General features: G+C 51.9%; 14 protein-coding genes and 1 pseudogene. 7 read left to right on the forward strand and 8 right to left on the reverse strand.

Going from position 1 to position 13797, the window contains the following annotated elements; genetic code table 11:
- Positions 1-27: 27 nt before the first annotated feature.
- The gene (fkpA, locus tag SK36_RS19855) at positions 28-846 is read right to left on the reverse strand and encodes an FKBP-type peptidyl-prolyl cis-trans isomerase (RefSeq protein WP_045448355.1); all 819 of its coding nucleotides are present in this window, start codon (positions 844-846) and stop codon (positions 28-30) included.
- A gap of 231 nt (positions 847-1077) precedes the next feature.
- On the opposite strand from fkpA, the gene SK36_RS19860 reads away from it, so the two are divergent.
- Complete coding sequence (locus tag SK36_RS19860; protein WP_003023639.1) at positions 1078-1296, forward strand: protein SlyX; 219 nt, start codon at positions 1078-1080, stop codon at positions 1294-1296.
- Positions 1297-1431: 135 nt separating this feature from the next.
- On the opposite strand, the gene slyD is transcribed toward SK36_RS19860, so the two are convergent.
- The 4 genes from slyD to kefG all read right to left on the reverse strand — a co-directional run bounded on the left by slyD (position 1432) and on the right by kefG (position 4689).
- On the reverse strand, positions 1432-2028 hold the full coding sequence (slyD, locus tag SK36_RS19865; RefSeq protein ID WP_045448357.1) for a peptidylprolyl isomerase: 597 nt from the start codon (positions 2026-2028) through the stop codon (positions 1432-1434).
- Positions 2029-2122: 94 nt separating this feature from the next.
- Positions 2123-2323: a YheV family putative zinc ribbon protein gene (locus tag SK36_RS19870; protein WP_005121675.1), complete on the reverse strand. Its 201-nt coding sequence runs from the start codon at positions 2321-2323 to the stop codon at positions 2123-2125.
- 9 nt (positions 2324-2332) lie between these two features.
- Positions 2333-4138, reverse strand: a complete 1806-nt coding sequence (kefB, locus tag SK36_RS19875) for a glutathione-regulated potassium-efflux system protein KefB (protein ID WP_045448360.1) — start codon at positions 4136-4138, stop codon at positions 2333-2335.
- Positions 4138-4689 (reverse strand): glutathione-regulated potassium-efflux system ancillary protein KefG, encoded by a 552-nt coding sequence (gene kefG, locus SK36_RS19880; protein ID WP_048223473.1) that lies wholly within the window; start codon positions 4687-4689, stop codon positions 4138-4140. The genes kefB and kefG overlap by 1 nt, the downstream gene beginning before the upstream one ends.
- A 132-nt stretch (positions 4690-4821) precedes the next feature.
- Between kefG and SK36_RS19885 the strand changes: the two genes are divergently transcribed.
- A complete protein-coding gene (locus SK36_RS19885; RefSeq protein ID WP_045448362.1) occupies positions 4822-6723 on the forward strand; it encodes an ABC transporter ATP-binding protein in 1902 nt (633 codons plus the stop codon).
- Between the two features lie 70 nt (positions 6724-6793).
- Here the strand turns inward: SK36_RS19885 and SK36_RS19890 are convergent, their stop codons facing one another.
- Positions 6794-8284 (reverse strand): nicotinate phosphoribosyltransferase, encoded by a 1491-nt coding sequence (locus SK36_RS19890; protein WP_048222847.1) that lies wholly within the window; start codon positions 8282-8284, stop codon positions 6794-6796.
- 14 nt (positions 8285-8298) lie between these two features.
- Positions 8299-9159: a ribose-phosphate diphosphokinase gene (prs, locus tag SK36_RS19895; protein ID WP_048222850.1), complete on the reverse strand. Its 861-nt coding sequence runs from the start codon at positions 9157-9159 to the stop codon at positions 8299-8301.
- Between the two features lie 189 nt (positions 9160-9348).
- Here prs and SK36_RS19900 point away from each other — a divergent pair, with 189 nt between their 5' ends.
- The 4 genes and pseudogenes from SK36_RS19900 to SK36_RS19915 all read left to right on the forward strand — a co-directional run bounded on the left by SK36_RS19900 (position 9349) and on the right by SK36_RS19915 (position 12311).
- Positions 9349-10068 carry an NUDIX hydrolase gene (locus tag SK36_RS19900; protein WP_048223476.1) on the forward strand — a complete coding sequence of 240 codons (720 nt, stop codon included), beginning with the start codon at positions 9349-9351 and terminating at the stop codon, positions 10066-10068.
- Between the two features lie 35 nt (positions 10069-10103).
- Positions 10104-11172, forward strand: a pseudogene (locus tag SK36_RS19905) (hydrolase).
- Complete coding sequence (locus SK36_RS19910; RefSeq protein ID WP_045448370.1) at positions 11169-11387, forward strand: YheU family protein; 219 nt, start codon at positions 11169-11171, stop codon at positions 11385-11387. The pseudogene SK36_RS19905 and the gene SK36_RS19910 overlap by 4 nt, the downstream one beginning before the upstream one ends.
- Before the next feature lie 54 nt (positions 11388-11441).
- Positions 11442-12311, forward strand: a complete 870-nt coding sequence (locus tag SK36_RS19915) for a phosphoribulokinase (RefSeq protein ID WP_045448372.1) — start codon at positions 11442-11444, stop codon at positions 12309-12311.
- Between the two features lie 87 nt (positions 12312-12398).
- Here the strand turns inward: SK36_RS19915 and SK36_RS19920 are convergent, their stop codons facing one another.
- Positions 12399-12806 (reverse strand): OsmC family protein, encoded by a 408-nt coding sequence (locus SK36_RS19920; RefSeq protein WP_045448374.1) that lies wholly within the window; start codon positions 12804-12806, stop codon positions 12399-12401.
- Positions 12807-13115: 309 nt separating this feature from the next.
- On the opposite strand from SK36_RS19920, the gene crp reads away from it, so the two are divergent.
- Positions 13116-13748 (forward strand): cAMP-activated global transcriptional regulator CRP, encoded by a 633-nt coding sequence (gene crp, locus SK36_RS19925; protein ID WP_000242758.1) that lies wholly within the window; start codon positions 13116-13118, stop codon positions 13746-13748.
- Positions 13749-13797: the final 49 nt, after the last annotated feature.

The following is a 13797-nucleotide window of genomic DNA, read 5'->3' on the forward strand; positions in this document are numbered from 1 at the left end:
GCCCTGTGGGCGGCGGTTTTTGGTACCTTATTTTTTGCTGGCATCTGCAGCTTTATCTGCCGGTGCAGCGTCTGCCTTCGCATCCGCTTTCGGCGCCGGTTTGATATCTAACAGCTCAACATCAAAGACCAGCGTGGAGTTTGCCGGAATACCCGGAACGCCGGTTTTGCCATAAGCCAGATCCGGTGGAATAACCAGCTGAATTTTACCGCCTTTCTTGATGTTTTTCAGGCCTTCTGTCCAGCCCGGGATAACACCGTCAAGACGGAAAGAGAGTGGCTCGCCACGGGTGTAAGAGTTATCAAACTCTTTACCATCAATCAGCGTACCTTTGTAGTTCACAACCACGGTATCGCTGTCTTTCGGTGCTTCACCTGTACCGGCTTTCTCTACTTTGTAGACCAGACCAGTAGAAGAGGTTTTAACACCTTTCTCTTTGGCAAACTTCTCACGGTACGCTTTACCCTTGGCTTCATTATCAGCCGCGTCTTTTTCCATTTTCGCCTGGGCGGAAGTCTTCACGCGCGCTTCAAACGCCTGCAGAGTTTGTTCGATTTCCTGGTCAGACAATTTGCTCTTGTCCGCAAACGCATCCTGAACGCCAGCGATCAGCTGATCTTTATCCAGTTTGATGCCCAGTTTCTCCTGCTCTTTCAGGGAGTTTTCCATGTAACGCCCCAGGGATGCTCCCAGCGCGTAAGCCGCTTTCTGGTCGTCATTCTTGAATGCTGCTTTGCTGTCAGCGGTAGCGGCTGGTTTCGCAGTATCAGCAGCGAAGGTGATCGGGGCATGCAGAGCAACGGCCATTGTGGTCGCCAGCAACGTTACTTTAAACAGTGATTTCATCCATCTCTCCAGGGCCGGGGCATCTCACCCCAGGGTTAGCTAACATAAAAACGTACTATAAAGCGTTGTAGAACAAATCAACATACGGACACGCCCTATTATCACCACATTTCAGACTCTTTTTGTTTAAATTAGTTTCGTCACACGGGAATGAGTGCTGTGCAAACAGGCAAAGTTGAGTAGAATTCGCCGCAGTCCGCGATCTGCCGGAAATAACAGAAGAGGTGAATCATGCAGGATACAACGATGGAAACTCGGCTGGCTGAACTGGAGAGTCGCCTGGCATTTCAGGAAATAACCATTGAAGAGCTTAATGTGACGGTAACTGCTCACGAACTGGAAATGGCCAAACTGCGCGATCATCTGCGTCTACTGACGGAGAAGCTCAAAGCAACTCAGCCGTCCCATATTGCGTCGCAGTCCGAAGAGACACCGCCGCCGCATTATTGAGACATAAAAAAAGCGGGGAATTCCCGCTTTTTTTGTGCCGGATAGCGACGTAAACATCTTATCCGGCCTACTCATATATACCCAAAGGATTTCAAATCACAGCCAATACCGCTGTGGGTTGAAAGATGAAGGGTATTAGTGGCAACCGCAGCCGCCATTACCTTTACCGCCACCGCCGCAGCAACCTTCGCCGCCGTGCTCGTGCCCATGGTCGTGGCCATGACCGCCGCAGCAACCGTCGTGGTCGTGATCGTGGTCATGACCGTGCGCACCGTGAACGTGACCGTGAGCCAGTTCTTCTTCGGTTGCTTCGCGGATCGCAACAACTTCCACGTTGAATTTCAGGTTCTGGCCAGCCAGCATGTGGTTACCGTCAACCACTACGTGGTCGTCTTCCACTTCGGTAATTTCTACCGGTACAGGTCCCTGGTCGGTTTCAGCCAGGAAGCGCATGCCAACCTGCAGTTCATCAACGCCCATAAATACATCTTTAGGAACGCGCTGCACCAGGTTTTCGTCATACTGACCATAAGCGTCGTTTGCGCCTACAGCAACATCGAATTTATCGCCAACTTCATGACCGTCCAGCGCTGTTTCCAGACCAGAGATCAGGGAACCGTGACCATGCAGGTAGTCCAGCGGTGCACTCACCGGAGACTCATCAACCAACACACCGTCTTCTGTACGTACCTGATAGGCCAGGCTGACCACCAGGTCCTTTGCTACTTTCATGATATCTCCTGAGCATGGAAAGAATAGTGGCGCAGATTGTAGCGGAATTCTGCACCCGTGTACCCTCTAGCTTAAAAAAAGCTGCGCCATATCGCTAGTCCGGATGAAAAATCCCTATCACTTGTTCTTCTTTGCGAACGTGCTCGCGTGCTTCTTTATCGGCTTCCCGCATCTGATGGCCACACTTAACACACTCAACAATATCGATATTATTTTCGCGCCACATCGCCAGCGAGTCCTGCGCCTGGCAGGACGGACATTTTGCACCTGCAATAAAACGTTTACGAATTGCCATGGTTATCCCCTACTCAAATTCATCCCAGCCATCCAGCTGTCGTCGCTCTTGCTGCATCTCTCGATGGAAAATTTCCTCCAGTTCGCGCCGGGCTTCTCTGGCACGAGAGATTTGTACCGTATCGGTATGTATCGGGATCAACTCCCGTAGCATACGCATGTCCAGCCGCCGGAAATGCAGCTGAGCACGTTGGGCCTGATGCGGATGCATACCCAATGAAACCAGAGTTTTACGTCCCAATTCCAGCGCACTCGAAAAGGTTTCGCGGGAAAACTGCGTTACACCAGCTTGTAATAACTCATGTGCTTCCACGCGTCCGCGCGCTCGCGCAAGAATATGCAAATGCGGAAAATGCTGCTGACACAGTTCCACCAGCTTCATCGTATCTTCAGGCTCGTTACAGGTGATCACTATCGACTCCGCCGCTTCAGCACCAGCGGAACGTAAAAGTTCTACTTGTGTCGCATCGCCGTAATAAACTTTATAGCCATATTTACGCATCAGATTAACCGCGCTGATATCGCGTTCCAGCACGGTAATACGCATTTTATTCGCCATCAGCAAACGGCCTATTACCTGCCCAAAGCGCCCAAACCCCACCACAATCACCTGCGGTTTATCGTCTTCCACCCAAGGTTTTTCATCTTCATCATCCGGGCCGTTAATCTGGCGGGAGAGCCATTTATCAATCAGCTTCATCAACAACGGTGTCGTCATCATCGACAATGTGACGGTCACCAGCAGCAGCGCCATTTGATCGCCCTGAAACAGTCGTTGTGATGATGCCGTTGAAAAAAGGACGAAGGCAAATTCTCCCCCCTGGCTTAACACACCGGCAAACTGCATACGCTCCGAGCTTCTCATCCCATTCAGTCGCGCCAATAGATACAGCACCAGCGTCTTAACAACTACCAGCACAATAACGCTCGCGACCACCCACAGAATGTGGGTATACAGAACGCCAAGATTTAGCGACATCCCCACAGATATGAAGAACAAACCAAGCAACAGACCTTTAAAAGGATCAATTGCCGTTTCCAGCTCATGTCGATATTCGCTTTCCGCCAGCAGCACGCCCGCGATAAAAGTTCCAAGGGCCATCGACAACCCCAACGCATCCATGAATAAAGCAGAACCCAGTACCAGGAGCAGCGTGGCTGCGGTAAATACCTCCCGTACACCGGAATCCGCGATAAAGCGAAAAACGGGACGGAGCAGATAACGCCCACCAATCAACATGCCAGCAAAGGCCAGCACCTTCATTCCTACTTTGATCCAGTCAAAATGTTCGTCAGCAGAACCGGCTAACAGCGGAACCAACGCCAGCGCGGGGATCACCGCCAGATCCTGAAATAGTAATACCGAAAAACCCAGTTGCCCGGATTCGCTGCGGTTCATCCCCTTTTCCCGCATCAGCTGCAGCGCCATCGCCGTTGAGGACATCGCCAACCCGATTCCGCCCACCACTGCCGCCTGCCAGGAGAAATTCGTGAGCATCAGCAGGCCAGCCAGAACCACTGCGCTGAGCATCACTTGAGCCGCGCCGACGCCAAATATTGAGCGTCGCAACTGCCATAGCTTGGAAGGGTTAAGCTCCAGCCCAATGATAAACATCAGAAAAACCACACCCAATTCAGAGAAGTGGAGGATTTCATCCACATCGCTGATGAACCCTAATCCCCACGGACCAATAGCGATCCCCGCCAGCAAATACCCCAATACAGGGCCAATGCCCAGCCGCGATGCCAACGGCACCGCAGCTACCGCCGCGAAGAGGAATAACACTCCCGCCAGTAATAAATCAGAACCTTCCATCAGCGGCCTCCCGAAGGAATCGGATTTGCCAGCCAGTCGCCATACGCTTTAGCATGACTGTCCAGCTCCTGCTTTGTCTGCCGCCTGGCCCAGTAAACGATAATAGGGCTCATCCAGTGCATCCGGCACATTCCGGCCGTCAACTCAAAAGGGCGCAGCACATCGCTCATCGGATAGCGGTTCAGCGCATCATAACGGTAAGCACTTTCCGGCTCACCGGTAGTGATGACACTCCGCCAGTACTTTCCCGCCAGTTGATTTCCACCCGGACCGCTGGCAAATCCACGGCTGAGAACACGATCAAGCCATTCCTTTAACAGGGCCGGACAGCTATAGGTGTATAGCGGATGCTGGAAAACAATCACATCATGCTCACGCAGCAGTTCCTGCTCGTGCGGAATATCGATAAAAAAATCGGGATAGTGTGCATAAAGATCGTGCACGGTAACATTACTGAGCTGCATGGCCGGTTTAAGCAGAACCCGGTTCGCGACCGAGTCCTGAGATTCCGGATGGGCATACAGCAGCAAAACTTTCGCTGGCTGGAACATCATTCCCCTCCCGGTTATGTCTTTTGTCTATTTTCGACGTTTTGGGCTACCATTGCGCCTCGGTGCGGCAAAGCGCCCGCACATTACATTATCATAATGATAAATTAACATAGTCTGAACATACGGCGCCTTATGATTGTTTTCTCCTCGTTACAAATTCGTCGCGGCGTGCGCGTCTTACTGGACAATGCCACGGCCACCATTAATCCAGGGCAGAAGGTTGGTCTGGTCGGTAAAAATGGCTGCGGTAAATCTACCCTGCTGGCATTGCTGAAAAATGAAATCAGCGCCGACGCCGGGGGATTTACGTTCCCTGGTAACTGGCAGCTCGCTTGGGTGAACCAGGAAACACCAGCACTTCCTCAGCCTGCGCTGGAGTACGTGATTGACGGTGACCGCGAATATCGTCAGCTGGAAGCACAGTTGAACGATGCCAACGAACGTAACGATGGAAACGCCATTGCGACCGTACACGGCAAACTGGACGCTATTGATGCATGGACGGTTCGCTCGCGTGCCGCCAGCCTGTTACACGGCCTCGGTTTTTCGAATGAGCAGCTTGAACGTCCGGTCAGCGATTTCTCCGGCGGATGGCGTATGCGCCTCAACCTTGCTCAGGCACTGATTTGTCGTTCAGATCTTCTGCTGCTTGATGAACCGACCAACCACCTCGATCTCGACGCGGTAATCTGGCTGGAACGGTGGCTGAAAAGCTATCAGGGCACGCTGATCCTGATCTCTCATGACCGTGATTTCCTCGATCCGGTGGTAGATAAAATTATTCATATCGAACAACAGACGATGTTCGAGTACACCGGTAACTACAGCGCGTTTGAAATTCAGCGCGCTACGCGTCTCGCACAACAGCAGGCGATGTACGAAAGCCAGCAGGAGCGCGTGGCGCATCTGCAAAGCTATATCGATCGCTTCCGCGCCAAAGCAACTAAAGCAAAGCAGGCACAGAGCCGTATTAAAATGCTGGAACGCATGGAGCTCATCGCTCCGGCTCATGTCGATAACCCGTTCCATTTCAGTTTCCGCGCGCCGGAAAGCCTGCCCAATCCATTGCTGAAAATGGAAAAAGTCAGCGCAGGCTATGGCGATCGCGTCATCCTCGACTCCATCAAACTGAACCTGGTTCCGGGGTCACGTATCGGCCTGTTAGGACGTAACGGTGCGGGTAAATCAACACTGATTAAACTGCTGGCGGGAGAACTGGCGCCGATCAGTGGTGAAATCGGTCTGGCGAAGGGTATTAAGCTCGGCTATTTCGCTCAGCATCAATTGGAGTTCCTGCGGGCTGATGAATCCCCTATTCAGCATCTGGCACGCATGGCGCCGCAAGAGCTGGAACAGAAACTACGCGATTACCTCGGCGGATTCGGCTTCCAGGGAGATAAAGTTACCGAACAGACCGCGCGCTTCTCCGGCGGTGAAAAAGCGCGTCTGGTGCTGGCGCTGATCGTCTGGCAACGCCCGAACCTGTTGCTGCTCGATGAGCCGACTAACCACCTGGATCTCGACATGCGTCAGGCGCTGACCGAAGCATTAATTGATTTCGAAGGCGCACTGGTTGTGGTTTCGCACGACCGTCACCTGATTCGCTCCACTACCGACGACCTCTATCTGGTACACGACAAGAAGGTCGAGCCGTTTGATGGCGATCTGGAAGACTATCAGCAGTGGCTAAGCGACGTACAAAAGCAGGAAAACCAGAGCGACGAACCGGCGAAAGAGAGTGTCAACAGCGCCCAGGCGCGTAAAGACCAGAAGCGCCGCGAAGCAGAGCTGCGAACCCTGACGCAACCACTGCGTAAAGAGATAACCCGTCTGGAAAAAGAGATGGAAAAGCTACACGCACAACTGGCACAGGCGGAAGAGAAGCTTGGCGACAGCGAACTGTACGACCAAAGTCGCAAAGCTGAACTAACGGCATGCCTGCAACAACAGGCGAGCGCAAAATCCGGGCTGGAAGAGTGCGAAATGGCCTGGCTGGACGCGCAGGAACAGCTTGAGCAAATGCTTGCCGAGTAGCCTTGATTGCCGGATAAAGGCGCGAAAGCGTCTTATCAGGCCTAGCGACAGATTAATGGGAGGATGTAAACTAGCGTTGCGTCGCCAGACGCTGGCGAATTTGTTCGAAATGTTCACGATTGAAAAGCTTGCCGTCAAGAAAGCGCGTTTTCAACTCTCCTTCCATCTCCTGCCCCCAGTTTTGTTCATCATGCAGGCATAGCTCACCTTGATCATCACGCGCGACGCGCAGCAGTCCCCGGGCTGAACGTTTCAGACCATTGTCGGTTTTCGGCTCTTTAAAGATCGTCCGTCCTTTACCGTCAACCTCCCCCCATGTTGCTTTCATCGCAAAACCAAATGTATCACGCGTGCTGTACTGGTAAGTGAATGAACCAACCCCAAATACCACATTTGAACTGGCAAATCCTTTTGCTTCCAGGCGACGCAGGATTTCATTCGCCCGCTCAAGGGTAATGGAATCGCCATAGATCAACCCGACATGTGGGTCGAGCACCTTATACCCTTTGGAGTTAATCGTGCCGCCAAAAATTGCCCACAGCACTTCCACTGAGCCTTTCTCCTGCGGGGTACGATCGGCACGAGAATCTTCATCCGCGCCGGTGCCGCACAGAATATCTACCGGATTACCGCTGTCCGGGCGGAATACTACCCGGCCCTCACGCGCCAAAATGATGTGCTTTAGTTCAAGGGTATATTCCGTCAACACCTGCCAGTAGTCCCAGGTATCTGAGACTATCGACACAAATCCCTGCGGGTAGAGATCAGCAATCAGGCGACGAAAAGTTTCAATCTCATGCTCGCGCTCCCCCATACACATTACGCTGTGCTCAGTTGCGGGAATACTGGCGCCGATAAAATATCCTTCGCCGTCAGTGTAATAATCGCGGGCATAGAGCAACGATGGAATGCTGTCAGTACCTTTAAAACTCAGCAAATGCCCGCTTCCTGCCTGCATGGTATCCTGCAAACCAGACATGCCTCGAAATGAAAAATCATGACACTGGAAATCGAGATGTGTCTGATCGCTACAGGTTTTCTCCGCCCAACGTTCGCAGATTTTGCGATAGTGGTGAGCAATAGTAGCGTTAGTTGACGCTTTCCACAGCTCCGCCGACAACACAGTCTCAAGGTAATTCACCAGCCAGAAAAACTCAGGTTTGGTATTGATGATGGTTAATACCGGCACCGCCATCGGAACTTTGCTACCTTCATCCAGCGCCTTGATATGCAGTGGCAAATAACCCAACTGGTGCAGCGCGCGAATGTGGTCAACCGCTACAGCATCTTTTCCAAGATAGCTGTCCATTACCTGCTTGTATTCCTTTACCACCTCTTCCTGCGCTCGAGCAAAGAACGCCTCGTTAAACAGGTCGATCAGAAACCACTGCAGAAATCCCTGCAGACCGAAGAACACCAGCTTGCCATCCGGCAGTGGTGACGAAAAAAAGCGATCGCTGCGTGGCGTAAAGTTGGAATAGACCCGGCTGGTTCCTTGCGGATACTGTACGCGGTGAGAAACTTTGTAGCCGTCGATGGCCAGAATAGGGTTCATTTTCATAATAATTATCTCCCTCAGGCGCGGTAAATCGCGTCAATATCGATAAGTTCAAGCTGCGGATGTGCCAGCGCAGATGCAGCTAAAGAGGTTGTGGTGTAGATGGCATCGATTCCGTTGGCGAACAAGTGTTCAACACCCTTAGAAAAGATACCGTGGGTGACATACAGGCTAACGCTGCGGGCTCCGGCATCACGTAAAACCTGAGCTGATCCAATAAAGGTGCCACCGGCATCACACAGGTCGTCAACAATCAGCAGATCTCTGCCCTTAACATTCCCCGCAACCAGTGCAAACCCGGTCAGATTGCCAGTTGCCACATCACGTTTTTTGCTCAGAATGGCATATTCAGAGACACCTACCGCTCTGGCGACAGCATCAATTTTCTTCAACGATCCGGCATCTGGTGCAACCAGCATCAACGCTTTTTGTTGAAACTGGCGCAGCAGGGTCGCGCTTTGTTGCAGACAGGTCTCCTGCGAAATAGCCACAAAGTTATCTATTGCCGCTGCCGCGGCTTCGCTGTGTGGGTCGAGCACTTTTACCTTGTCAAACTTCAGTGTATTGAGCTGACTGGCAAAGACTTTCAGCGCAAAGCTGTCACCCGCGACCATATGTCGGTCCTGGCGCGCCCATGGCAGCCAGGGGAGTTCGAGGTGACTGACCAGTACATCGGTTTGGTGGCGAACCGCTTCCACTAGTTGCGCCACCAGCATAAAGTCGTTCATATCACGCATTGCTATCGCCCGAATGCGCATCAGACGAGCAGAGGATGGCAACGCATCGGTTACTTTCAACCAGGCGGCCCCGTCAGGAAAAATACCGCTGGCAATTGCGTACACCTGCTCATCCAGGGTTAATGTCAATTTTACGCTCATCGCTCTCTCCTTAATTGTGTCCCTTAGACACAATTAATAATGTCCTTAAGACACATTTAAAGCAAGCATAATATGCATTAATCTTCACCATGATGATAATCAACTGATAAGTAACAAGAAAAAACGAAACTTGCCCCCCATGGTTGGGCTGGTACACTTGTGAGCGTTGCAAATCATCGTGAGTACCTTATGACCACCGAAGCTGACTATCTGAATCAGTATGATGCCCGCCGCTTTCTCTCCCCTTTGGTGACAGTGGATAGTGTGTTGTTTACCCTGCATCAACAGGCGCTGTGTGTGTTGCTGGTAGAACGGGCAAACCAGCCACAAAAGGGGTACTGGGGATTACCCGGTGGCTTCATTGATATGGCCCACGATGATTCCACCCGTGCCACGGCAATGCGTAAACTCACTGAAAAAACAGGTGTTTCTCCTTCCTGGTTGGAACAACTAGATACGTTTTCCGGACCAGATCGTGATCCGCGCGGCTGGAGCCTGACCGTCACCTGGTTCGCCTTGATCGCCTGGGTAGACTGTGAGCCGCACATTGCCAGCGTCAGTGATGCCCGTTGGGTTCCTGTTGATAAACTTGCCGACTATCCACTCGCATTTGACCACCAGAAAATCATTGAGGCGGCCCTGCATCGGCTACGGCAAAAAACGATGTATTCTTTACTGCCCGTTTACTGTTTACCGGATACCTTTACTCATGGTCAGCTCCAGGAAGCCACTGAGGTAATCCTTGGCCAGTCCATTCAGCGTAAAAGTCTGATCCGCCGCTTTGAAGCATCAGGCATGTTTGAAGATACCGGTGAAAGTATGGCGACAGGCACGCGAAAAGCCCGTTTATGGCGGCGTAAACCCGGCGTGGATATCCATCTTTTCTCGCGTAACCTACTGACTGACTAAGCGTAAACTTACATATTGACTAACCCGCAGGCCTTCTGCGCGGTATAGTTGCTCATTCCGTTTATTGATTGCTCTGGTGTTATGGTTGAAATCACTCCTACAGAAATGACCCCATCCGCCGACGATTCACGAGAATTCCGTCCGATGCGCGGGATCCGTAATCGCCATCTACAGACGATGCTACCGCGTTTGATTCGCCGTAAAGTGAAGTTCGACGCCCACTGGCAGCGGCTCGAGTTACCTGATGGCGACTTTGTCGATCTGGCCTGGAGTGAAGATCCACAGCAGGCAAAACATAAACCGCGTCTGGTGGTTTTTCACGGCCTGGAAGGTAGCCTGAATAGTCCATATGCTCATGGACTGATTGAAGCAGCGCAAAAGCGCGGCTGGCTGGGTGTGGTGATGCACTTTCGCGGCTGTAGCGGAGAACCGAATCGCCTGAACCGAATTTATCACTCCGGCGAAACCGAAGACGGCACCTGGTTTTTACACTGGCTGGAACGTGAATACGGCCGCGTACCAACTGCGGCGGTAGGTTATTCGCTCGGCGGCAATATGCTGGCATGCCTGCTGGCAAAAGAAGGGCGAGACATTCCGATAGATGCGGCGGTTATTGTATCCGCACCTTTCGTGCTCGAAGCCTGTAGCTACCATATGGAGAAAGGTTTCTCCCGGGTCTATCAGCGCTATCTGCTCAATCTTTTAAAAGCCAATGCCTCACGTAAACTCGAAGCCTATCCAGGCTCACTGCCGGTCAGTCTGGCGCAACTGAAATCCCTGCGCCGCATTCGCGATTTTGACGATCTCATCACCGCCAAAATCCACGGTTTTGCCGATGCTATAGACTATTATCGTCAGTGTAGTGCCATGCCGTTATTGAATCAGATCGCCAAACCGACGCTGATTATTCATGCCAAAGACGATCCTTTTATGGATCATCATGTGATCCCCAAACCGGAAAACCTGCCATCGCAGGTGGAATATCAGTTAACCGAACACGGCGGACACGTCGGATTTATTGGTGGCACATTGCGCCATCCTGAGATGTGGTTGGAGTCCCGTATCCCAGACTGGCTGACAACATACCTGGAGGCGTCATCATGATGATCCCGTGGCAGGATATCTCCCCGGAAGCACTGGACAACCTGATTGAAAGCTTTGTCTTGCGTGAAGGCACCGATTATGGTGAACATGAACGCTCGCTCGAACAAAAAGTCGCCGACGTCAAACGCCAACTACAATCTGGTGAAGCCGTGCTGGTGTGGTCCGAACTGCATGAAACGGTCAACATTATGCCAAGGAAACAGCTTCACGAGTAATCCGCTGCCGACGGCTGACTATAATAAAAAAACCAACCTATTTATGGAGTTGTTATGTCTGCCAAACATCCGGTGATTGCGGTAACAGGATCCAGCGGCGCGGGGACCACCACCACCAGCCTCGCGTTTCGTAAAATTTTCGCGCAGTTAAATCTGCGTGCTGCCGAGGTGGAAGGTGACAGTTTTCATCGCTATACCCGCCCGGAAATGGACATGGCGATCCGCAAAGCGCGCGATGCCGGACGGCATATCAGCTATTTCGGCCCCGAAGCCAATGACTTCGGCCTGTTAGAACAAACCTTCATTGAGTATGGTCAGGCAGGAAAAGGCCAGTCGCGTAAATATCTGCACACTTACGACGAAGCCGTTCCGTGGAACCAGGTTCCAGGTACGTTTACCCCCTGGCAACCACTACCTGAGCCGACTGACGTTCTGTTCTACGAAGGACTGCACGGCGGTGTCGTTACTCCGCAACAAAATGTGGCGCGACATGTCGACCTGCTGGTTGGCGTTGTGCCAATCGTCAATCTGGAATGGATTCAGAAACTGACCCGTGATACCAGCGAGCGCGGACACTCACGTGAAGCGGTGATGGACTCGGTCGTGCGTTCAATGGACGACTACATCAATTACATCACTCCACAGTTTTCCCGCACGCATATTAACTTCCAGCGTGTGCCAACTGTCGACACCTCCAATCCCTTTGCGGCCAAGAGTATTCCGTCACTGGATGAGAGCTTTGTGGTGATTCATTTCCGCAACCTGGAAGGGATCGATTATCCCTGGTTGCTGGCGATGCTGCAGGGTTCATTCATCTCCCACATCAATACGTTAGTCGTACCGGGTGGCAAGATGGGGCTGGCAATGGAATTGATCATGCTGCCGTTAGTGCAACGACTGATGGAAGGAAAGAGGATCGAGTGATGTGTTGCCGGATGGCGGCTGATGTCTTATCCGGCCTACGGGTTTACATCATGCAGGCCTGATAAGTATGACGCCATCAGGCGTGCATTACGAAGCAGCAATCACTTCATAGGAATGGGTGATATTCACCGCTTTTTCCAGCATCAACGCTACGGAGCAATATTTCTCAGCCGAAAGATCTACCGCGCGGGACACGGAGGCATCTTTCAGGTCATGGCCGGTGACAATGAAATGCAGATTGATATGGGTAAAAAGACGCGGTGCTTCTTCACGACGTTCAGAGGTGAGTTTCACTTCACAGTTGGTCACATCCTGGCGACCCTTTTGCAGGATCGACACCACATCAATTGCGCTGCAACCACCCGCAGCCATTAACACCATTTCCATCGGGCTCGGCGCTTTATCACCGGAGTTACCGTCCATCAGAATTTGGTGGCCAGAGGCGGACTCACCAAGGAAGGTTAACCCCTCAACCCACTTTACACGCGCTTGCATATTTCGTAACTCCAATGTTTCAATTTTCCTGACAGATTACGCGCACATAACAATTCTCGCAACGGAAGGCGACCTGCGTCATGCTGAAGCGAGACACCAGGAGACACACGGCGAAAGCTATGCTAAAACAGTCGGGATGCTACAGTAATACAATGACGTACTGCATGTATGCAGAGGACATCACATTACAGGCTGCAGTGCACTTTTTAGCAGCCCCCTTCCCAGGTAGCGGGAAGCACATTTTTGCAACCCCAGAGGCAGCGTCGTTTTCTGGCTCTGGAGACAGCTTATAACAGAGGATAACCGCGCATGGTGCTTGGCAAACCGCAAACAGACCCGACTCTCGAATGGTTCTTGTCTCATTGCCATATTCATAAGTACCCATCGAAGAGCACGCTGATTCACCAGGGTGAAAAAGCGGAAACGTTGTATTACATCGTTAAAGGCTCAGTGGCAGTGCTGATCAAAGATGAAGAAGGGAAGGAAATGATCCTCTCTTATCTGAATCAGGGCGATTTTATTGGCGAACTGGGCCTGTTCGAAGAAGGCCAGGAACGTAGCGCCTGGGTACGAGCTAAAACCGCATGTGAAGTCGCTGAAATTTCATACAAAAAATTCCGTCAGTTAATCCAGGTGAACCCGGATATTCTGATGCGTCTGTCTTCCCAGATGGCTCGTCGTCTGCAAGTTACGTCCGAGAAAGTGGGTAACCTTGCCTTCCTCGACGTGACAGGCCGTATCGCCCAGACGCTGTTGAACCTGGCGAAACAACCTGATGCGATGACTCACCCGGACGGCATGCAGATCAAAATCACCCGTCAGGAAATTGGCCAGATCGTGGGTTGCTCCCGTGAAACCGTTGGTCGCATCCTGAAGATGCTGGAAGATCAAAACCTGATCTCCGCGCACGGTAAAACCATCGTCGTTTACGGCACACGTTAATTCCGCCAAAATGGCGCGTTACTCAGTAATGCGCCATTTTTGTTTACAC

The organism is Citrobacter sp. MGH106, from assembly GCF_001037495.1.
GTDB classification, from domain to species: domain Bacteria; phylum Pseudomonadota; class Gammaproteobacteria; order Enterobacterales; family Enterobacteriaceae; genus Citrobacter; species Citrobacter murliniae.